Source organism: Hallella absiana (genome assembly GCF_025457485.1).
Lineage (GTDB): Bacteria > Bacteroidota > Bacteroidia > Bacteroidales > Bacteroidaceae > Prevotella > Prevotella absiana.
The window spans coordinates 17,377-39,704 of record NZ_JAMXSP010000017.1 but is presented as its reverse complement, the minus strand read 5'-3'; the positions used below and the strand labels follow the sequence as shown (position 1 = coordinate 39,704).

Sequence of the window (22,328 nt, the reverse complement as noted above, 5' to 3'; positions counted from 1 at the left end):
TGTTAGTTTCCTTTGTCAATATCCGAACAGTATTTTGCATATTCGTTATTTTTGTGTTACTTTGCAGCAAGAAAAGAATTAAAGAGTAGAAGCATCGATGAAAGCGGTACTCACGATCACAGGTTCAGACAGTTGTGGCGGTGCCGGCATACAGGCCGACATCAAGACGATCAGTCAGTTGGGAGGCTATGCCCTCACGGCCATTACGTCCATCACGGTTCAGAATACGTTGGGTATTCAGAACTATTACGACTTGCCCCCGGAGACTGTTCGGGGACAGGTGGAGGCCGTCATCAATGATGTGGAACCCAATGTTGTGAAGGTGGGACTGATCCGCACACTTGCCACGCTCAACGTCATTGTCGACTTGTTGCAGAAATATCGTCCCGACAGCATCATCTATGATGCCGTTGTGCGCACAGCTCAGGGCGAGCAGTTGATACCCGATGATGTTCACGACATGATAGTCCGGCGCCTGCTGCCCCTATGTACTGTAGTGATTATCGGCAAGGAACAGTCCATCAGTAAGTTGCCCGATTCGATACATACGATCGCTATCGACGACAATCCCCAGCACGGTTATGCCAATGGCTTCTCCTCGGCGCTGGCCTGCTTCGTCAGTCAGGGACTCTCATTAGCGGACGCTGAGAGCAAGGCACGGGCTTATGTCAATGCCCAGTCAGCCACAGTCTCAGATGCTACGGGGCGCTGTGGCGAGCTTTATCGGTTGTTTCTCGAAGCGATCGCCGAACGGGGCGACGAGTATCACGACATCAACTATTATGCCGATCACCTCAACGTCAGTGCCCGCTACTTGGCGCAGGTCACCCATCGGGCTGTGGGGCTCACCCCAAAACAGATTGTAGATAAGGAAATGACACATATCCTACAGTCAGCATTGCTCTCGTCGGCACAGCCACTCCAGCAGTTGGCCTATGACCACGGCTTCACCTCCCAGCAGCATTTCACCAAGTTCTTCAAGAAGCAAACGGGGCTGACGCCAAGTCAATACCGTGCGGAGGTCAAGCGGAAGGCAGAAGAGAGATAAAAAGCGAGTTAGTATTGAATAGTTAGAAAACAGGATAAACAAAACAACTAAAGGTAAAGAAACAATGGAAAACGACAGACAAACTTTGAACCGCAACTTGGCACAGATGCTCAAGGGCGGTGTGATCATGGACGTAACGACACCTGAGCAGGCAAAGATCGCGGAAGAGGCAGGAGCGTGTGCCGTCATGGCGTTGGAACGCATCCCCGCAGATATCCGTGCCGCAGGCGGTGTGGCCCGCATGAGCGATCCGAAGATGATCAAAGGCATTCAGGCTGCTGTGAGCATCCCGGTGATGGCCAAGTGCCGTATCGGACATATTGCCGAGGCTCAGATCTTGCAGGCTATCGACATCGACTACATTGACGAGAGCGAGGTACTTTCGCCTGCCGACGATGTCTATCACATCGATAAGACTCAGTTCCGCGTGCCCTTTGTCTGTGGCGCCCGCAACCTGAGCGAGGCTCTGCGCCGTATTGCTGAGGGTGCGACGATGATCCGTACCAAAGGTGAGCCGGGAACCGGTGATGTGGTTCAGGCTGTGCACCACATGAGACTGATGCAGAGTCAGATTCGTGACCTTGTCGCTAAGCGCCCCGACGAGCTTTTCGAGGCAGCCAAAGAGCTGCAGGCACCTTACGATTTGGTGAAATATGTCCACGATCACGGCAAGTTACCGGTGGTGAATTTTGCAGCCGGTGGTGTGGCTACACCCGCCGATGCTGCTCTGATGATGGAGTTGGGTGCTGAGGGCGTATTTGTAGGCAGTGGCATCTTCAAGAGCGGCAACCCCCGCAAGCGTGCCGCCGCTATCGTCAAAGCCGTCACCAACTACAACGATCCGAAGGTGCTGGCAGAGATCAGTGAGGATCTTGGCGAGGCCATGGTGGGCATCAACGCCGACGAGATACAGCTGTTGATGGCCGAGAGAGGCAAATAAGCGAGAGGAGGACCTTTGTCTATGAATAAACGTATTGCTGTGTTGGCACTGCAAGGAGCCTTCATTGAACATGAGAAGATGTTGCAGCGGCTTGGTGCGGATGTCTTTGAGATCAGAGAGAAAGCCGACTGGCAACAGCCTAAGGACGGCCTCGTCATCCCAGGCGGCGAGAGCACGGTGATGGCCAAGCTGCTTGTGGAGTTAGGCCTTCACGATGAGATTCGCAACGACATCGTAGCCGGTCTTCCTGTCTTCGGCACTTGTGCGGGCCTGATACTCTTGTCGGAGTATGTGCGCCAGCATGAAGATGAGGAAGCGGAACCGATGGCAGGAGGGCTGTCGACCATGGACATCACCACTTGCCGCAATGCCTACGGCCGTCAGCTTGGCAGTTTTGCTACAGAAGCCGACGTGGAGGGCGTGGGCAAGGTGCCCATGACGTTCATCCGAGCTCCGTATATCGAGTCAGTAGGACCCAAGGCTGAGGCTTTGGCGAGCGTCGACGGACATATTGTAGCCGCCCGCCAGGACAATCAGCTCGTCACTGCTTTTCATCCCGAGCTCACCGACGACACCCGTGTGCACGAGGCGTTCCTGAAGATGATATAGAGAGAACAGGAGCTATAGAGGCAATAGAAGCAATAGAAGCTATAGAAACTATAGAAGCAATAGAGGCCATAGAAGCCATAGAAACTATAGAAGCAATAGAGGCCATAGAAGCCATAGAAACTATAGAAGCCGCGAAAGCCGACAGGCTTTAACAAATAAAATACCCCAAAGCCGCTCAAATGCTGCTTTGGGGTATTGCTTTTCTCCCCCCTTGGGGGGAGTTAGAGGGGGCTCCCCTTAGTGGGGAGTTAGAGAGGGCCTCCCATTCTCCCCTTTTTGAGGGAAGTTAGAGAGGGCCTCCTTTTTCTTAGATGATCTCGCTCCAGTCTTCCTTCGACTTGCGAACGTAAGCCATATAGCGGCGCTTAGCGCTCTTCTCGGTCTCGTCAAAGAGTTCGTCGGCCTTGTCAGGGAATGCCTTCTTCAGAGAAGAGAAGCGGACCTCACCCATGAGGTAGTCCTTGAACTTATCCCAGTTAGGCTCCTTGGAGTCGAGCTGGAATGGGTTCTTACCCTGCTCTGCAAGACGCGGATCGTAGCGCCACAAGTGCCAGTATCCGCAATCCACAGCGAGAGCCTCCTCATGCTGTGAGCGACCCATGTTACGCTTGTCGGCCTTAGAGCCCTTGATACCGTGGTTGATACAAGGAGCGTAAGCGATGACAAGTGACGGGCCTGGGTAAGACTCAGCCTCACGGATAGCCTTCAGAGTCTGCGCATTGTCGGCACCCATAGCGATCTGGGCGACATAGATGTAGCCGTAGGTGGTCTCCATCAGACCCAGATCCTTCTTGCTCACGCGCTTGCCACTGGCTGCGAACTGAGCGATAGCACCCAGAGGAGTAGCCTTGGAAGACTGACCACCGGTATTGGAGTACACCTCAGTGTCGAGCACGAGGATGTTGACATCCTGTCCCTGAGCCAGTACGTGGTCGAGACCACCGTAGCCGATATCGTAAGAGGCACCGTCACCACCGATGATCCACTGTGAGCGCTTCACGAGATAGTGCTCCAGCGGCTGCAGTTCCTTGCAGAACGGGCAGCCAGCCTCTGCGCCCTTGTCGATCAGCGGCTTCAGCTCAGCGGCGGCAACCTTAGAGCCATCGGCATTGTCCTTCTCCTCAATCCACTTCTGAGCGGCAGTCTTGAAGTCATCGGGAGTGTGCTCGCCGGCCATCGCCTCGTTGAGCAATACGGTGATACGCTCCTTCATCTTCTTGTTGGCAAGGTTCATGCCCAGACCAAACTCACAGAAGTCCTCGAACAGAGAGTTGTTGAAAGCAGGGCCCTGTCCCTTTTCGTTCTTGCAGTAAGGAGTAGAAGGAACAGATGCTGAATAGATAGATGAGCAACCCGTAGCGTTGGCGATCATCTCACGATCACCGAAGAGCTGGGAGATGAGCTTCACATAAGGAGTCTCACCGCAGCCTGCACATGCGCCTGAGAACTCGAAGAGCGTCTGAGCGAACTGAGAGTTCTTCGGACTCTGCTGGATGTCTACGAGATCCTGCTTAGACTTCACGTTCTTGACGAGGTACTGCCAGTTAGCGGCTTCCTTCTTCATCTGCTCGTTGTCAGGATCGAACGGCATCATCTTCAGAGCCTTCTCCACCTCACCGGTTTCCTTGTTCTTCTTGCCCGGGCAGACATCGGCACAGTTGCCGCAGCCAAGGCAGTCGAGCACAGACGTCTCGATACGGAACTTCATGCCCTTGAGGGCTTTCGGAGCCAGCATGTCGACGGTCTTGCCATCGAAGCCGGCAGCTTCCTTCTCATCCATGACGAACGGACGAATGCAGCCGTGAGGACAGCAGAAGGCACACTTGTTACACTGGATACAGTTGTCAGGATTCCAGACCGGAACGAAGGCTTCCACGCCACGCTTGTCATAAGCGGCAGTGCCCACTTCCCAACGTCCGTCAACGGTGTTGTGCTTGACGAAGTCTGAAACCTTGAGCAGGTCGCCGGCCTGAGCGTTCATCGGGCGAACCAGCTCCTTGACGAATGCGGGTGCGTCGTCCTCGGCCTCCTGATCATCAGACAGATTAGCCCATGCAGGGTCGACCGTCAGCTCTTTGTACTCACCGCCGCGGTCAACGGCAGCATAGTTCTTGTCGACCACATCCTGGCCTTTCTTGCCGTAGGACTTCACGATGAAGGCCTTCATCTGCTCGACGGCGAGGTCGATAGGAATCACCTTGGTGATACGGAAGAAGGCAGACTGCAGGATGGTGTTGGTGCGGTTGCCCAGACCAATCTCCTGACCGATCTTCGTAGCGTTGATGTAGTACACCTTGATGTGGTGCTTAGCGAAGTAGCGCTTCACCTTGTTGGGGATGAAGTTCACCAGCTCGTCGCCGTCGAAGATGGTGTTGAGCAAGAATGTGCCATTGTCGCGCAGACCACGTGTGACGTCGTACATGTGGAGGTAAGCCTGCACGTGGCAAGCCACGAAGTTAGGCGTGTTGACCTGATAAGCGCTGTGGATAGGCTCGTCGCCGAAGCGCAGGTGAGAGCAGGTGAAGCCACCGGATTTCTTGGAGTCGTAGGAGAAGTATGCCTGGCAATACTTGTTGGTGTTGTTACCGATGATCTGCACTGAGTTCTTGTTGGCACCGACCGTACCGTCAGAGCCCAAGCCATAGAACTTAGCCTCGAAGAGTGAGTCGCCACCCATTGGGATCTCCTCGACCTCTGGCAGAGAGGTGAAGGTGACATCGTCGACAATGCCTACGGTGAAGTGGTTCTTCGGCTCGGGGAGTTCCAGATTGTTGAACACGGAGATGATCTTGGCTGGTGTGGTGTCGGAAGAACCGAGACCATAGCGGCCGCCAACGATGAGCGGCTTGCGCGGATCGTCATAGAGTGCGCTCTTGACGTCGAGATAGAGAGGCTCTCCCTCAGCTCCCGGCTCTTTGGTGCGGTCGAGCACGGCGATGCGCTTCACGGTGTCAGGGATAGCCTTGCGGATAGCCTCGACAGAGAACGGACGATAGAGGTGTACGGCCACCATACCTACCTTCTTGCCCTGCTTGGTCAGGTAGTCGATAGCCTCGCGGGCAGCCTCTGTGGCAGAACCCATCAGTACGATGATGTTCTCAGCATCCTTGGCGCCATAGTAGTTGAAGAGATGATACTCGCGGCCGGTGATCTTGGAAATCTCGGCCAGATGCTTCTCCACGATCTCCGGCACCTTGTCGTAGTAGGCGTTGCAGGCCTCGCGGTGTGTGAAGAAGGTCTCAGGGTTCTCAGCGGTACCACGTGTGTCAGGGCGCTCTGGGCTCATGGCACGGTCGCGGAAGCGCTTGATCCACTCAGGGTTGACGAGGGGACGGATGTCCTCCATGTCCATGGCCTCTATCTTGTGGTACTCATGAGAGGTGCGGAAGCCATCGAAGAAGTTGATGAAAGGAACCGAGCTTTCCAGTGTGGAGAGATAAGGCACGGCAGAGAGGTCCATGACCTCCTGGACAGAACCGGAGCAGAACATGGCGAAGCCGGTCTGACGGCAGGCCATGACATCCTGGTGATCACCGAAGATACACAGGGAGTGGCTGGCCAGCGTACGTGCGGAAACGTTGAACACGCAAGGCAGCAACTCTCCGGCAATCTTGTACATGTTTGGGATCATCAACAGCAGGCCCTGGGATGCCGTGTAGGTAGATGTCAGTGCACCGGCCTGCAGTGAGCCGTGAACGGCACCGGCAGCGCCACCCTCAGACTCCATCTCCTGTACGGAGACCGTCTGACCAAACAAATTCTTACGACCCTTGGCAGCCCACTCATCGACGTGTTCAGCCATAGGAGACGACGGCGTGATGGGGTAGATGGCGGCCACCTCAGTAAACATATAGCTTACATGAGCGGCTGCGGTGTTACCATCACAAGTCATGAATTTTTTTTCTTTTGCCATTTTTTGAAAAATAGATAATAAAAGTTGATAATGTTTTTGCGTATATATATAAATAGGTGTCAGTAGAGCATACCGAGTAGCCATAGTGGTATCTGGTCGCCGTGACCTATTTTCTGATGGTATCGTGCGTAGATCGTGCCGCTGGCGTTGCGGCTTTTGTCTGCCACGAGTGCGTCGCAGACGCGGAAGTGCAGTTTGTTGTCCACGAGATAGCAGTGGTCCTTGTCGCCCTGGTTGACGAGATGGTCCTTCCACAGCGTGTTGACGAAGAAGGTCTCCATGACCTCCTGCGTGCTGCTGGTGATGGGGTAGATGACATACATCAGATTGGGATTGTGCATCATCACCTTCGAGGGCTTCTTGGGGAACTGCTGTCCGGGATTGTAGATGAGGTTGATCAGCCGGGCGTCGGCAAGGTATTTGATATAGTTCATCACCGTGGCGCGGCTGGTATCTATCTCGTCGGCGAGCTTGCTGATGTTCGGCGCCTGCGGACCATTGAGGGCCAGGAGATAGAAGAGCTTTTTGATCTTGGTGAGGTATTTCAGTTCTATCTGTTTGATGAGCAGGATGTCCACCTCTGTCATCATGTTCATGGTCTTGAGCAGATTCTCCATGAAGTTGCGGTTCTCAAGGAAGAATGGGTAGAAGCCATGATGGAGATAATCGACAAAGTAGGTCGTGGGATCCACTCTCTGCACGATGTCCTTGGCGATGGCCTCATGGTTGCTGACGATCTCATCCAGGTTCAATGGCGCAAAGTGGGTGCGCGCCTTGAGGTTGAGATATTCCCGGAAGGAGAAGCCGCGGAGATTGTAGCTCTTCACCACGCCATTGAGTTCGGGGTTCTCCTCTTTGAGGCGCATGACGCTGGATCCGGTGAAAATGATCTTCAGCTGGGGATATTTGTCGTAGCACTCGCGCAACTCCCGGCTCCAGTTGGGCTGCTTGAACACCTGGTCGATGAGCAGCACCTGGCCACCTTGCCCTACAAACTCACCGGCAAAGTCGGCGATGCCTCGCCCCTGGAAATAGAAGTTGTTCATGTTGACATAGAGGCATCTGTGGTCGTTGCTGCCGAAATGTTCCTTGGCGTATTGCAACAGGAATGTCGTCTTTCCCACGCCACGTGTGCCCTTGATGCCAATGAGGCGGTCGTTCCAGTCAATCTCGTCCATGAGGACGCGTCGGACTGGGGCGTTGGTGTGATCCACCAGATAGGCATGGGTGCGAAAGAAGGATTCCATAGATGTCTGTGATGTCTGTATTGGTTATGCAGTGCAAAGATAGTGATTAATTTTAATTTTGCAAACCATAGATAGCAAAAACTTTTGTTTTTAGCAAATTTTGTACTATCAGGAAGGCGCTACAGGTTGGCAGCATGGGGGTGTGCTCTCTGTGGTCGCCCTGGCTCTGCATGGCCTGTTGGCGGTAGAAACAAAAAAAGAGCTTCTCACGATGAGAAGCTCTTCTTGTCGGGGCGACAGGATTCGAACCTGCGACCACCTGGTCCCAAACCAGGAGCGCTACCGGACTGCGCTACACCCCGCATTGCTTTTCTTTTGTCTTTCTTCCGGTTCTCCACAGAGACCGGAACAGTCGATTTCTGATTAGCGGGTGCAAAGGTAAGATAAAAAACTGAAACGACCAAGGGAAATGTGCTTTTTTTTGTGCTGACAGTAAAAATATAGTTGAACATGATGTTAACATCATATAATTTTTTTATTTTTGCACTTGAATTAAGACGACCGATATTTCTGTACAAGAGTGGATATAGTCTGATAACGCAGTTTACAAGAGAAAGATTAAAGATATGTATATATGAAAAGACTTTTTGCCGTAACGCTATTGGTGTTAGGCTTTGCCGCTTTGGCTCAAGCCGAAACCAAGTTGCCACAATGGATCAACGACGTGAAGCTCTCGGGCTATGTGATGACACAATATCAATATAGCGACCAGGAAAACGCCAAGTCCAACTCGTTTAACATCCGTCTGGGCCGTATCGCCCTCGAAGGCCGTATACAGCAGGACTGGTATTGGAAGGTGCAGTTGCAGTTCAACGGCAACACGTCCACGCTCGGCAACTCTCCGCGTGTCGTCGACGCGTTCACCGAGTGGCAGAAATATAGTTTCTTCAAAGTGAAGGTCGGTCAGTTCAAGCGTGCTTTTACCTTTGAGAATCCAATGCATCCTATCGACCAGGGATTCTTCAGCTATGCCCAAGCCATCAACAAGCTGTGCTATTTCTCTGACCGCAGTGGTGTCAAGGCCAGCAACGGACGTGACATCGGCGTGCAGGTGCAGGGCGACTTCCTGCCCAATGCTCGGAAGCGCAACTTGCTGCACTATCAGATAGGTGTCTACAACGGACAAGGCATCAACACCAAGGATGTGGATCAGCAAAAGGACGTGATTGGCGGCATCTGGGTGATGCCCGTGGCCGGCATGCGTCTTGGCGTCTTCGGCAGCGAAGGCACCTATGCGCGCAAAGGCAACTGGACCGACGAGAGCGGTGAGCACAAAGGCGAGGTGCGCAAACTGCCGCAGCACCGCTATGCCATCTCGGGCGAATACAAAGTCAGCGACTGGACATTCCGCTCGGAGTATGTCCACTCTACCGGTAAAGCCTTCAAGGTGTCGGAGTCCGGCGGCAATGGCACCACCGACTGCACCGTCAACGAAGCCATCGGCAGCAAGGCCGACGCCTGCTACGCTCTGGTCATTGCCCCAGTGGTCAGCAAAAAACTCTACGCCAAAGCCCGCTACGACCTCTACCGCCAGTCGGCTGAGTGGGGATCGAGCCGCACACAGTACGAGGCCGGCTTCAACTATCTGTTCAACAAGAACGTACAACTCAATGCGGAATATATGCGCGTCAACGACCGTAATCTGGCTAAGCCAAACTACAACATGATCGACGTGCAGCTCGACTTCCGTTTCTAATTAATAATTTATATGACTTCAACACAGGAACCGACATCAACGTCAACGCAACATCAGCATTATCATCACGAACATCATCACCATCATCATCACGTCGATCAGTCCGAGGTGAACAAGCGAAAGGCTTTCAGAAGCATCAAGTTGAGGGATATGGCCGGCAAGATCCTTACCGTTGTCCTTACGGCTTTTGCCATCGCTTTGATGTGCTTTGTCTATTGGATCTACACGACCGAGTAGATGATTGCTACGCCGCCTCACCGGATATTTCCGGTGAGGGGGTGCCGGCAAGCTTGCCAAATGATGTCGGAGGAGAACGTGCAGTGTTGAATAAACTGACATTTTAGAGGCTTTGTTTTGGCGTTTTTTCCCAGCAAGTGTCCTGTCGCCTGCGATTTCCCGCGTTTTTCGAGCTTTTTCTTAATTGGTTGAATAGCAACGAGATATATAAACTGCCACATTTTGGTATGAATTAAAAGCGGTGAGAAGTCCCAAGATTCTTTGTAGTATTTGGGGCATCTCGGTGGTTTTACCTTGTCATCTCAGTGATTTCTTTCGGTCATCTCGGTGATTTCTTTCGGTCATCTCAGTGATTTTGCCCGGTCGCTTCAGTGGTTTCTTTCAGAAGTGCCCGTTTTTTCTTGTTGTCATCATTGCCTTTCTTGTTTTTCTCCCTGTCTTTTTCTCTATATTTCTCCCTTGTGCCGACACGTTTTTGTCAATATGTTTGTATGTCACGCGCCACTCATTGTTTTGTAATGACCCCAATCGCTCACCGCAAACATCTTGGCAACATGAAGAAAAGGCAAGTCGACTATGGCATACAGAAAGGTCCCGGCAAGGACCTGTATCGGGCCCTTGCGTGATAATTATGAGCTATTTGCCGGAAATATTTGCGTAATTCACGCAATATTAGTAACTTTGCACACGCATAGGGTCTGGCAACGGACGCAGGCGAATGATAAGGAGTAAATCAAGACAACACAAACACAATGATAAGACACAGGTTCGTGGCATCTCTGGTTGTGGCCGGGATGTCTCTCTTCACGCAGGTGATGGCTTCCAATGGCTCTGGCCTGCCTGACCACGTCAATAACGGCATATCGAAATTTTTCCGCCCTATCTACAGTCAGGGCGGCTACAACTCGTGTGGCTCCTCGGCCAGCATAGGCTATATGTTCACCTATGAGTGGAACGCGTGGAACCTCAGCGACGCCTCGCTGCCCCAGAACCAGTTTGCTGCCATGCTGCAATACGACCATGCCGGCATGGGACGTGAGGCCGAGGGCGAGTATGTGGGCTTCACCAATGCCAAGCTCTATGGCGGCAACTATGTCAGCAGCATCTACGGTGGTTATGAGGCCAACACCGACAACGCCGGATGGATACAGGGCTACGAGAGCTTCTTCGACGGCATGCGCCACCGCCTCACCTCGCGCCACTATGCCGTCATCCCCAATATCGACAAAGGCTCCAAGACTGCGCTCGGCAGTACGGCGATGAAGCAGTGGCTCTATAACCACTGCGGCGACAGCGCATGGCCGGTGGTGACCGACGAGAACGGCACCCATGTGGTCGGCGGTGTGCTCTACACGGGCTGCGGCATCTCGCAAAGCAAGCAGGGACGCATTCCCGACACCGAGACAAACAGAAAGATCGGCGTGGCTGGCAAGGTGTTTATGCAGCGATGGAACACCGGAGGCGCTGACCACGCACTGATGATCGTGGGCTATGACGACCGCATACAGTTCGACATGGACGGTAACGGCATAGCCGGAGAGACCAGTAACCATTTTGGCGACAACGAAAACGGTGCGTGGATCATCGCCAACTCGTGGGGCTCGGGATGGGCCAACGGCGGATTCATCTACGTGCCTTACTGCCTTGGTGCCGGTACCGGCAACCGTGAGGAGAAATGGCTCACGGCGAAGGGCGACAGCGTCGTGGGATACAGTTCGGCAGCGGGCAACACCGGATGGACGCCCTCTGCCTATGAGCTGCGCGGCGGCTATGAGCCCAACCGCACGATGAAGGTGACCATGAGCTATGACCACCGCTCGGAGATCAGCGTCAGCGTGGGCGTGAGCCAGGACACCACGGCTACACAACCCGAATACCAATGCGTGTTTCCTTATATCAACTATTGTGGCGACGGCAAGGACGACGGCGTCGAGGCTGCCATGCCTCTGCTCGGCCGATGGGCCGACGGCAAGATCCATGACGAGCCGATGGAGTATGGCGTGGATCTCACCGACCTGACAGATCAAGTCGACGTGACGCGGCCGCTGCGCTATTTCCTCATCATCCACTCCAAGGACAAAGCCCAGGGTCAGGGCAAGGTGCTGCAGGCCAGCGTGATGGACTACCGTCTGGACAAAGAGGCTGTGGAGTATCCCTTTGGCGACAGAAACGTCAGCATACGCAATGCGGGCGCAACCACGATGATCTCTACCGTGGTGCCGGGGCTTGACCTGAAAGCGCCTCTCAACGTGACGGCCACCGATAACGGCATTGTGTGGAGTGCCTCACCGCAGACGGCTCTCAAGCCTGTGGCTTATCGTGTGCTGCGCGATGGCAAGATCATCGCCACCACCGATAACACCTTATATAATATAGCAGCCACAGCCACCGACACGTCACGCTATGCCGTGAAAGCCGTCTATCTCGTTGGGCGTGACTCGCTCCTGTCACCGGCCAGTGCCAACGTAGGATTCCAGACAATGGATGCCCAACAGGCTTATGCCCGCAAGACACTGAACTTCACGCAGGGTGCCTTCACCATTCCTCATGTATGCGACGAGAAACACGACAGCTACACCATCGAATACTGGCTCAAGGCCAGCAAGGTGGACAACTGGACAGAGTCCATTGGACACGATTGGAAAGGCGGCTTCCTATGGCAGGTCAACAAAGGCGGGTCGATGACGGCGGGATGGTCTACGTCTTCCGACAATCAGATGGTGACCGACCCCGGACTCATCAAGGCCGGTGTGTGGACGCATTTGGCGCTCGTTATCAACGGTCCCACCATGACGTTGTATGTCAATGGTGAGAAGGGGAAAGCGTTTACCGCCACCGGGAACAGCGGTATGCCTGCCAACAGCAATGGCCTGCGCTTCGGTGTGGCAGAGACCGATAACCGTCGCCCGCTCTTTGGCAACGTCGCCGAGGTGAGGGTGTGGAGCACGGCACGCACCGCACAGCAGATCAAAGACAACATGCACCGGGCCATCGCACGTCCTGCCTCTGCCGACGGACTGCTGGCCTATCTGACGATGGACACCTGTACTGTGGACGGGGTGAAGAAGATCAAGGACTGGGCTCACGGCCACGACGCTACACTCGTCAATGACTGGTATGTCGCCGATACCTTCGGCACCGACTTTGTGTTGCTCAGCCCCGACAGCGTCTGTGTAGCAATGCCCGATAGCGTAGTGGCCGGAGCCCTGCTCTCGCCCGACGTAGTCTCACTCGATGTGGCGGATGCGCGGTGGACCACTGGTCAGAGCCGTTCTGTCACTACTTCTGCGCTGAAGCCCTCGTTTGTGATGACGCAGCCGGGTCGGCAGACGGTCAGCCTTGCCGCCACGCTTCTCGACGGCCGCACGATCAACCATGACTATGAGGTGGTGGTGACCGACGCTCCGGCACCCACCGCCGACTTCACGTTCACGCAGGACAGTGTGAAGGGTACCACACGCGTTAGCTTCCTCTCCCGTAATAAGGCTGAGGGGTGCGCCTACAGCTGGACCGTTGAAGGAGCCGTGAAGACCTCGGCCATTACACACGACATGGCCACCGCCTTCACCCATACCGGTGTCTTCCCAGTGACACTTGTCGTGACCACCCCCGACGGCCGTAGGCTCCAGCAGACGAAGCACGTCACTGTGCTCGCCTCAGCGCCGGTGGCGGGATATAGCATCGATCCGACCGACAGATATATCATCAAAGGTCAGGCGGTGACGCTCAAGGACAACAGTCTGTACAGTCCGACAGCGTGGACATGGGATTTGATGAGTGGCAACTGTGCCCTGCGCGGCATCGACAGCACGTGGACAGTCGCCCCGCCGCGTGCCGGTGTCTATACGCTTTATCAGCGGGTGAGCAACAGCGTCGGCGACGATCTGAAACAGACCGACCGTGCCCTCATCGTCTGCAATGCACCCTCCTACACGGGCTTGGCCTTTGACGGCACTGCCAAGCGCACGCTCTCCACCCTGTCTCTGCCTGGTATCGGCCGGGAGTGGACGCTTGACTACTGGCTCGATCCCAACGACATGTCCGGTACAGGCAATGCTATGTATGGCCTTGATGCCGATGGCAAGGTCCGGCTGACGCTCTACGCCAACAGCAAGGGCACGCTCACCGTCAAGACCGATAGTGGTGAGGTCTGCTCGCCCGAGGCATTCTATGTGGCGAACGAGTGGCACCACTATGCCGTGACATGCAGCAACAAACTGCTGACCTTCTACCGCGATGGACAGCCGTTGGGTACTGCGACACTGGCTCCTGCCGACTATTCGTCCCTGTTCCATTCCCTGCAGGTGGGTGGTGCCATCCCAATGGACGGCTGCATCGATGAGCTGCGTGTGTGGAAGAAGCAACTGACCCAGGAGCAGATAAAGGCGGTAAGCACACAGCCGCTCACGGGCGACGCGCTCGCCACGGCGCGCGACGACAACGGCCTGATCGCTTACTACAACTTCAACGGTCAGGAAAACAACGGATATGCCGTTGCCGACTCCTCGGGGCTGGGGCACGATGCTGTGCGCAGCAGCGACTTTGGTCCGATGGGCGACTCATGGAAAGCTTCGAAAGGCGTCTTTGCCCTTGACTTCGACAGTGCGGTGTCTAACGATGTCACCACGGGTGCCACGCTTCTGAGCAATGCCTACACCCAGGTCGTTGGTGTGAGCGACGAAGAGACCAAGCGCGAATACTGCCCCGTGGACTACGCCTTCGACAACGACGACAATACGCTCTGGCACACCTCTTATTATAAGGGCGAGATCAGCTATCCCCACAGCGTGACCGTCACACGCACCGATGAGGCCGCTATCACCGGCATGGCTCTGTACATCACCGATCAGCGAAAGCAGAAATACCATCCTGTCTGTGTCACCGTGGAGCAGAGCGATGATAAGGTCAACTGGGAAACGGTGGACAAAGCGCATCATCTGCTCTACACGCCACGCCCGACACTGCGGTTTGAGCGGCCTGCCACGAAGCGCTACGTGAGAATCACCTTCACAGCCAGTGCCGAGGGCAATACCCTCATGACCGTCAACGACATCAAGTTCTATGGCAGCAGCACCATGCCAGCCAACCGTGCGACGGTGGCTCTCGGCTATGTCAGCTGTTCTGATGAGGAGACGAAGGACGAGAAAAGTCCCGGAAACAATGCCGTGGACGGCGACACCACTACATTGTGGCACTCGCACTACAACGGAACGGCAACTCCTTATCCTCACAGCATCACACTGAGCAACACCCATAACGACGCCATCCGGTACATCGGACTCCTCCTCCGCGACATGACAAACTATGCGGTAGCAGACATGAAGGTGTATGTGGCCGACAGTGCAAACGGTGCATTCACGCTGGCCGATAGCGTGAGGGTGCCTTATCAGGCCCATCCGCTGGTGAGACTGAACAAGATCATCACGTCGCCCTACGTCAGACTGGTCTTCACTCATACACGCAACAACAGCAAGACGTTCCTGGCCATTCACGAGATCACGGCCTACGGCGACTCTTGGCCGCTGTCGGTGAGCAGCGCCGGTCATGCGACATGGTATCACAGCCATGCCGTGAAGGTGCCCGACGGGGTGAAAGCCTCTTCGGTGACGGTGAACGACGACGGCACCCTTGACACGCCCTACGAGTATGGAACGGGAACAGTGATACCGGCCTATACGCCGGTGCTCTTCCGGGGAGCCGAAGGCAACTATCCTTTGGACTATACGGTGGAAAAGGGGACGGCTCCCCTCAACAATAATCTGCGGGGTACGCTGACCGACTCGGTCACAATAGCCTGCACAAAGTGCTATCGCCTGTCGCTGAACAGCAACAACGATCAGGGATCGGTTGGCTTCTACTTTGCTACAAAACAGGGCGAAAGCTTTGTCAATAAAGCTCATAAGGCTTATCTTGCTGTCTTTAAATCGTCCGCGGCACGCTCATTCTTCGGATTAGGCGGCGCAGCCACAGCTATCGGGGCGATAATCGTTGACGATGATGCTGCGCAAAAGCCAAGCGCCGACAGCAAGGTCTATAATCTCCAAGGACAATATGTCGGTAAGTTGGGTGACAGACTGCCCGTGGGAGTATATATCTGCAATGGAAAAAAGATCATCATCAATAACAGATAGAAAGGTTAAAACACTGATTATCAATAATAGACTGGAGTATATGATGAAAAAGAAATACGTGAAGCCGGCCATAAAAGTCCTGGCCGTGGAGATGGAATCGACGATCCTCGTCAGTTCTGTGTCTACATACGATTCCCCAAGCGTCTCTCCACAACTGGCCAAGCCTGCTGTGTTTGAGGACGAGCCTGCAAGTTCGACCGACAACTTGTGGTAGTAGCGGCCGGAGCACTCCCATACAGCTGAGGGAAAAAGATGTCATGTCCGCGCTCACAGAGTGACGGGACAGAGGATAACAAAAAAAACGTCGCCACAATGGCGACGTTTCTTTTTTCTATATATGTGGTTTATACGATGCCCTGGGCCATCATAGCCTTGGCGACTTTCAGGAATCCGGCCACGTTGGCACCCTTGACATAGTTGACATAGCCGTCGGCCTCGGTACCATACTTCACGCACTCGGCGTGGATTGAGTTCATGATGCTGTGGAGTTTCTCGTCGACTTCCTCGCGGCTCCACTTCAGTCGCTCAGAGTTCTGCGTCATCTCCAAGCCTGAGACAGCCACACCACCGGCATTGCTGGCCTTACCCGGGCAGTAGAGGATCTTATTGTCCTGGAAGACTTTCACAGCCTCAGGCGTTGAAGGCATGTTAGCACCCTCGCTCACGGCGATGACACCATTGGCGACAAGCGTCTTGGCAGCCTCGCCGTCGATCTCGTTCTGTGTAGCGCAGGGTGTGGCGATGTCGGCCTTTTCGCCCCAGGGCTTGGCACCGGGTACGTATTTGGCTGTCGGATACTCCTCGACATACTCCTTGATACGTCCGCGCTCGATGTTCTTCAGTTCCATGATGTAGGCCAGTTTCTTCTCGTCGATGCCGTCGGGATCATAGATGTAACCGTCGGAGTCGGAGCAGGTCATCGGTGTAGCGCCGAGCTGCAAGAGCTTCTCCATGGTGTACTGTGCCACGTTTCCGGCACCGGAGACAAGCACTTTTTTGCCCTTGAGGTCGATGCCCTTGGTGGCGAGCATGTTCTGCAGGAAGTAGACATTGCCGTAGCCAGTAGCCTCAGGACGGATCAGCGAACCGCCAAACTCCTGGCCTTTACCCGTGAGGATGCCGACAAACTGATGGGTGAGCGCCTTGTACTGGCCGAACATATAGCCGACCTCGCGTCCGCCGACGCCGATGTCGCCGGCAGGAACGTCGCAGTCCGGACCGATATAGTTCCACAGCTCACGCATGAAAGCCTGGCAGAAGCGCATCACCTCAGCGTTGGACTTGCCACGGGGCGAGAAGTCAGAACCACCCTTTGCGCCACCCATCGGCAGTGTGGTGAGCGAGTTCTTGAAGGTCTGCTCAAAGGCGAGGAACTTCAGAATGCTGACATTCACAGACGCGTGGAAACGCAAGCCGCCTTTGTAAGGGCCGATAGCGTTGTTGTGCTGGATGCGATAGCCCATGTTGGTCTGCACGTTGCCCTTGTCGTCAATCCAGTTGACGCGGAACTGAATGACACGGTCGGGGATGCACAACCGCTCAATGAGATTGGCGCGGTCGAACTCCGGGTGTTTGTTGTACTCTTCCTCGATCGTTCCGAGCACCTGGCTCACGGCCTGGATATACTCGGGCTGGTTGGGAAAACGCTGCTCCAAGCGAGCTACTACTTCTGTTGCTTTCATAATCTGGTTGTTTTCTTTATTGGATGTTTAAGTTTGCTCTCTTCTATATATAATAATGTGTATGTGCATGTATCTCCATGCAACTATTTCTTTATCTTTTGCAAAGGTATACCTTTTCTGTGAAAAAACCAACAAATAGACAAAATATTTATTGCAAAACACCAAAATTGTAACTTTATCCTTTTTTCTTGCTTGCGGACAAATTGCTTTTCCACGGTCAGTGTCTCTCTAAGATGGGTCGGTATCGCATTTTGTCATAACCGCGATACGTTGTGGAACGTAAGTAAATGAATATCAATTCTTAGTTAAATTCCACTCACGTGACGGTTGAATAAGATGTAAAAAACGGCTCATTAAATTACGTGAAATGAGGAGGAATTATCCGCGTTGGGACATACAATCTCGGCTTTTTTTGCTTATCTTTGCACTTGAATAGTTGACGGCTACGGAAAATTTAATCGATTCACAAGGAAGAAAGAATTTCCTTTTTGGAAAACTTTTGCAGAAGAGAAAACAAAAAAGTTTCCCGTTTTAAACGACAACAACGGTCATTGAATACAGAAATAAAACACTCTAAACCCAATTAGATAAAGCTATTAAAGGCATGGAAATGAACAACTTCGCCATTACCAAGCGTGACGGCTCGAAAGAAGCTTTCTCGCTCGACAAGATCATGAATGCGATCCTCAAAGCATTCAATTCGGTCAACGAACCGATCAACCTTGGAGCCATCTCCAAAATTCTCAGCCATCTCAACATCCAGGATGGCGTGAAAGTGGAGGACATACAGAACCAAGTAGAGGAGGCACTCATGAGAGAGGGCTACTATCGCGTCGCAAAATCGTTTATTATATACCGCCAGGAGCATAAGGAGGACCGGGAAGTGCTCGACAAGATGAAGTTCCTCTCGGACTATATGCAGGCCGAGAATGCCGCCACCGGATCGAAATTCGACGCCAACGCCAACGTGGAGCATAAGAATATTGCCACTCTTGCCGGTGAACTGCCAAAGAAAAACTTCATCCGGCTGAACCGACGGCTGCTGGTTGAGCGCATCAAGAAGATGTACGGCAAGGAGCTCGCCGACGAGTATATCGACAAGCTCACACACCACTTTATATATAAGAACGACGAGACCAACCTGGCCAACTACTGTGCCTCGATCACGATGTACCCCTGGCTCATCGGCGGCACGACCAGCATCGGCGGCAACTCCACGGCACCGACAAACCTCAAGAGCTTCTGCGGCGGATTCATCAACATGGTGTTCATGGTCAGCAGCATGCTCGCCGGTGCCTGCGCCACACCGGAATTCCTGATGTATATGAACTACTTCATACAGAAGGAATACGGCAAAGACTACTATAAGCACGCCGATGATGTCGTGGATCTCAGCCTGAAGAAGCGCACGATCGACAAGATCATCACCGACTGCTTTGAGCAGATCGTCTACTCGCTCAACCAGCCCACCGGTGCACGCAACTATCAGGCGGTGTTCTGGAACATCAGCTACTACGACAAATATTACTTCGACTCTATCTTCGGCAACTTCTACTTCCCCGACGGCAGTCAGCCCGACTGGGACGGGCTCAACTGGTTGCAGAAGCGCTTCATGAAGTGGTTTAACCAAGAGCGCACCAAGACGGTGCTCACCTTCCCCGTGGAGACCATGGCCATGCTGACCGAGGACGGAGACTGCAAGGACAAGGAGTGGGCTGACTTTGCGGCAGAGATGTATGCCGAGGGCCACAGTTTCTTCACCTATCTGAGCGACAATGCCGACTCGTTGAGCTCGTGCTGCCGACTGCGCAACGAGATCCAGGACAACGGTTTCAGCTATACGCTCGGTGCCGGTGGTGTGTCCACTGGTTCCAAGAGCGTGCTGACGATCAATCTCAACCGCTGCATACAGTATGGTGTGAACCACGATGGTGACTTCCATCCTTTCCTTGAGCATGTCATCGATCTCTGTCATAAGGTGCAACTCGCCTACAACGAGAATCTCAAGGAGTTGCAGGCACACGGCATGCTGCCGCTCTTCGATGCCGGATATATCAACATCAACCGGCAGTATCTCACCATTGGCATCAACGGACTCGTGGAGGCTGCTGAGTTCATGGGCCTGCAGATCACGCCCAACGACGACTATAAGCATTTCGTGCAGGACATCTTGGGAATGATAGAAAAGTACAACAAGCAGTACCGCAGCAAGGAGGTGATGTTCAACTGCGAGATGATCCCGGCAGAGAACGTCGGTGTCAAGCACGCCAAGTGGGACCGCGAGGACGGCTATTTCGTGCCGCGCGACTGCTACAACAGCTATTTCTATGTGGTGGAGGACGACTCGCTGAGCATCCTCGACAAGTTCAAGCTCCATGGCGCTCCCTATATCGAGCACCTCACCGGCGGCTCCGCACTGCACATGAACCTCGACGAGCATCTCTCCCAGAAGCAGTATCGTCAGCTTTTCCGCGTGGCCGCTCACGAGGGCTGCAACTATTTCACCTATAACATCCCCAATACCGTCTGCAACGACTGCGGCCATATCGACAAGCGTTACCTCAAGGAGTGCCCGGTCTGCCACTCCAAGAATGTCGACTATCTGACGCGCATCATCGGCTACCTCAAGCGCGTGAGCAACTTCTCCGAGGCCCGCCAGTCCGAGGCCCACCGCCGCTTCTACGCGGGCATCGACCGTCTGCCGAAGACACAGACCTTTGCCCTCGGCGAGCGAAGCAAGGCACATCAAACAGTAAAGGAGGAGAAGTAAGCAATGCTGAAGTACGTCAATACCGACATCGTGTTTCAGGAGATCCCGGACGAGACGACGCTGGCCATCAACATCTCACGGTGTCCGTGCCACTGTCCGGGATGCCACAGCAGCTATCTCGCCCAGGACTTCGGCAACCCGCTCTCCACCGATGCCCTCGATCAGCTGATTGCTGACAACGACGGACTCGTGACGTGTGTCTGTCTGATGGGAGGTGACGCTGAGCCGCAGTCGGTCAACCACCTCGCCGCCCACGTCCGGGAGAAGCATCCGGGGATGAGAGTAGGGTGGTACAGCGGCCGTCTGCGCATCGATCACGCCATCGACAAGCACAACTTCGACTACATCAAGGTGGGACCCTACATCAAGCATCTCGGGCCGCTCAACTGTCGCACGACCAACCAACGACTCTATCATGTCGTCGGCAACCAGCTCCACGACATCACCGCCTCTTTTTGGAAGTAAGCGAAAAGGTCGAGACTAAAGGCGGAAGCCTTTCTGCCGTCTGGCACCATCGCTTTTTTGATCTTATCCGCAACCATTGGCTCTGCTTGGTTGCGGATTTGTCGTTGATAGAGGATGAGGATCTAATATGGGGCAAACGTGGACAAAAGGACCAACTACGAGGACGCAATTGCTGACGAGTAATCCTTATTAGGGATAGCCGGAACGCTGAAATAATGATTATTGCACTAAAAAAGTCATTTTTTCGCCGTCCGGCTATCTTTTTTTGCCTATCTTTGCAAAAACAAACATTATGAAGAAAACACTTTATCTATTACTTTTTGCCTTCATCGTATTAACGATACCCGCAAATGCTAAGAAAAAGACTGTGATCTCTGACCGCCAGTGGTGGGCAGGACAGGCTTATAAGATGGCACAGCCCGTGCTGGAGAATATGGCGAAGGGCGAATTGCAAAAGAATATGCAGATGGAGTTCTCGCCGAGCTTTGACAACCGTAACCGCAAGGTGGCCTATATGGAATGCTTCGGCCGTCTCATGGCCGGCATCGCTCCATGGCTGGCTTTGCCCGATGACAACACGGAAGAGGGTAAGATGCGCAAGCAGTTGAGGGAATGGGCTCTCCAAAGCTACAGGAATGCCGTTGACCCAAAGAGCCCCGATTATCTCTGTTGGGGCATCGGCGGACAAAATCTCGTTGATGCTGCTTACATCGCTGAGAGCTTTCTGCGTGCTTACGACGCGCTGTGGATGCCACTGGACAAGCAAACCAAAGAGGAATACTTCAAAGAGTTCAAGAAACTACGGAAGATAGATCCACCCTATACCAATTGGCTCCTTTTCTCTTCCACTATAGAGAGCTTCATGGCCAAAGCCGGCGGGGACTACGACCAATACCGTGTCAACTCAGCCATCCGTAAGATGGAGGAATGGTACACGGGTGACGGATGGTACAGCGACGGGCCTGACTTCACCTTCAACTATTACAGTAGTTATGTCTTCCATCCAATGTATCTCGAAACGCTGCAGGCTATGGTAGATGCCAAGGCTAACACGCGTCTCGACTATCAGAAATACTATAACCGCGAGCTGAGCCGTTGCCAAAAGTTCTCTATCATCTTGGAGCGATTCATCTCTCCTGAAGGTACATTCCCCGTTTTCGGCCGCAGCATTCCTTATCGCAATGCAGCCATGCAGCCATTGGCTTTATTGGCTTGGTACAAGCAGTTGCCGAAAGAACTCACCAACGGACAGGTGCGTGCAGCACTGACAAAGGTCATGCACCGCATGTGGGACAAGGGTGACAACTATAACGAGAAGGGATTCCTCAACATAGGATTCTGTGGCCATCAACCGCAGGTGGCAGACTGGTATACCAACAATGGCAGTGAGTATATGGCTTCACTGTGCTTCATGCCGCTTGGGCTGCCTGCCGACGATGCCTTTTGGACGGACGCCGCCCAACCTTGGACACAGGTGAAAGCTTGGAACGGGCAAGACTTTCCGAAGGATCATCTGTGGAAGGATCAGATTCAGACACATGACAAGTGGTAAACTTTCTCGTATAAGAAAACCTACTATCATCAACCTAT

At 53.7% G+C, this 22,328-nt stretch carries 13 protein-coding genes and 1 tRNA gene; 10 read left to right on the top strand and 4 right to left on the bottom strand.

Annotated elements, in window-relative coordinates; genetic code table 11:
* Window positions 1-97 precede the first annotated feature (97 nt).
* From NG346_RS09555 to pdxT, 3 genes are all read left to right on the top strand, one after another.
* Window positions 98-1,048, top strand: a complete 951-nt coding sequence (locus NG346_RS09555) for a bifunctional hydroxymethylpyrimidine kinase/phosphomethylpyrimidine kinase (protein ID WP_262279975.1) — start codon at window positions 98-100, stop codon at window positions 1,046-1,048.
* 64 nt (window positions 1,049-1,112) lie between these two features.
* The gene (gene pdxS / locus NG346_RS09550; RefSeq protein WP_262279974.1) at window positions 1,113-1,988 is read left to right on the top strand and encodes a pyridoxal 5'-phosphate synthase lyase subunit PdxS; all 876 of its coding nucleotides are present in this window, start codon (window positions 1,113-1,115) and stop codon (window positions 1,986-1,988) included.
* Between the two features lie 21 nt (window positions 1,989-2,009).
* A complete protein-coding gene (gene pdxT / locus NG346_RS09545) occupies window positions 2,010-2,597 on the top strand; it encodes a pyridoxal 5'-phosphate synthase glutaminase subunit PdxT (protein ID WP_262279973.1) in 588 nt (195 codons plus the stop codon).
* A 307-nt stretch (window positions 2,598-2,904) separates the two neighbouring features.
* Here pdxT and nifJ read toward each other — a convergent pair whose 3' ends face one another.
* The 3 genes from nifJ to NG346_RS09530 all read right to left on the bottom strand — a co-directional run bounded on the left by nifJ (window position 2,905) and on the right by NG346_RS09530 (window position 8,059).
* Entirely contained in the window at window positions 2,905-6,510 is a 3,606-nt protein-coding gene (nifJ, locus tag NG346_RS09540) for a pyruvate:ferredoxin (flavodoxin) oxidoreductase (RefSeq protein WP_262279972.1), read from the bottom strand.
* A gap of 59 nt (window positions 6,511-6,569) precedes the next feature.
* Window positions 6,570-7,757 carry an ATP-binding protein gene (locus NG346_RS09535; RefSeq protein ID WP_262279971.1) on the bottom strand — a complete coding sequence of 396 codons (1,188 nt, stop codon included), beginning with the start codon at window positions 7,755-7,757 and terminating at the stop codon, window positions 6,570-6,572.
* 228 nt (window positions 7,758-7,985) lie between these two features.
* A tRNA-Pro gene (locus tag NG346_RS09530) sits at window positions 7,986-8,059 on the bottom strand.
* Between the two features lie 272 nt (window positions 8,060-8,331).
* Between NG346_RS09530 and NG346_RS09525 the strand changes: the two genes are divergently transcribed.
* From NG346_RS09525 to NG346_RS09510, 4 genes are all read left to right on the top strand, one after another.
* Window positions 8,332-9,453: an OprO/OprP family phosphate-selective porin gene (locus tag NG346_RS09525; RefSeq protein WP_262279970.1), complete on the top strand. Its 1,122-nt coding sequence runs from the start codon at window positions 8,332-8,334 to the stop codon at window positions 9,451-9,453.
* Window positions 9,454-9,465: 12 nt separating this feature from the next.
* Entirely contained in the window at window positions 9,466-9,690 is a 225-nt protein-coding gene (locus NG346_RS09520) for a hypothetical protein (RefSeq protein ID WP_262279969.1), read from the top strand.
* A 752-nt stretch (window positions 9,691-10,442) separates the two neighbouring features.
* Window positions 10,443-15,821 carry a LamG-like jellyroll fold domain-containing protein gene (locus tag NG346_RS09515; RefSeq protein WP_262279968.1) on the top strand — a complete coding sequence of 1,793 codons (5,379 nt, stop codon included), beginning with the start codon at window positions 10,443-10,445 and terminating at the stop codon, window positions 15,819-15,821.
* A gap of 40 nt (window positions 15,822-15,861) precedes the next feature.
* Window positions 15,862-16,035, top strand: coding sequence for a hypothetical protein (locus tag NG346_RS09510; protein ID WP_262279967.1), 174 nt, complete (start codon window positions 15,862-15,864; stop codon window positions 16,033-16,035).
* 130 nt (window positions 16,036-16,165) lie between these two features.
* Here NG346_RS09510 and NG346_RS09505 read toward each other — a convergent pair whose 3' ends face one another.
* Window positions 16,166-17,503 carry an NADP-specific glutamate dehydrogenase gene (locus NG346_RS09505; protein ID WP_262279966.1) on the bottom strand — a complete coding sequence of 446 codons (1,338 nt, stop codon included), beginning with the start codon at window positions 17,501-17,503 and terminating at the stop codon, window positions 16,166-16,168.
* Window positions 17,504-18,107: 604 nt separating this feature from the next.
* Here NG346_RS09505 and nrdD point away from each other — a divergent pair.
* The 3 genes from nrdD (at window position 18,108) to NG346_RS09490 (ending at window position 22,290) form a co-directional block, all read left to right on the top strand.
* Entirely contained in the window at window positions 18,108-20,273 is a 2,166-nt protein-coding gene (gene nrdD, locus NG346_RS09500; protein WP_262279965.1) for an anaerobic ribonucleoside-triphosphate reductase, read from the top strand.
* 3 nt (window positions 20,274-20,276) lie between these two features.
* A complete protein-coding gene (gene nrdG, locus NG346_RS09495; RefSeq protein WP_154533472.1) occupies window positions 20,277-20,738 on the top strand; it encodes an anaerobic ribonucleoside-triphosphate reductase activating protein in 462 nt (153 codons plus the stop codon).
* Window positions 20,739-21,030: 292 nt separating this feature from the next.
* Window positions 21,031-22,290: a DUF2264 domain-containing protein gene (locus NG346_RS09490; protein ID WP_262279964.1), complete on the top strand. Its 1,260-nt coding sequence runs from the start codon at window positions 21,031-21,033 to the stop codon at window positions 22,288-22,290.
* Window positions 22,291-22,328: the final 38 nt, after the last annotated feature.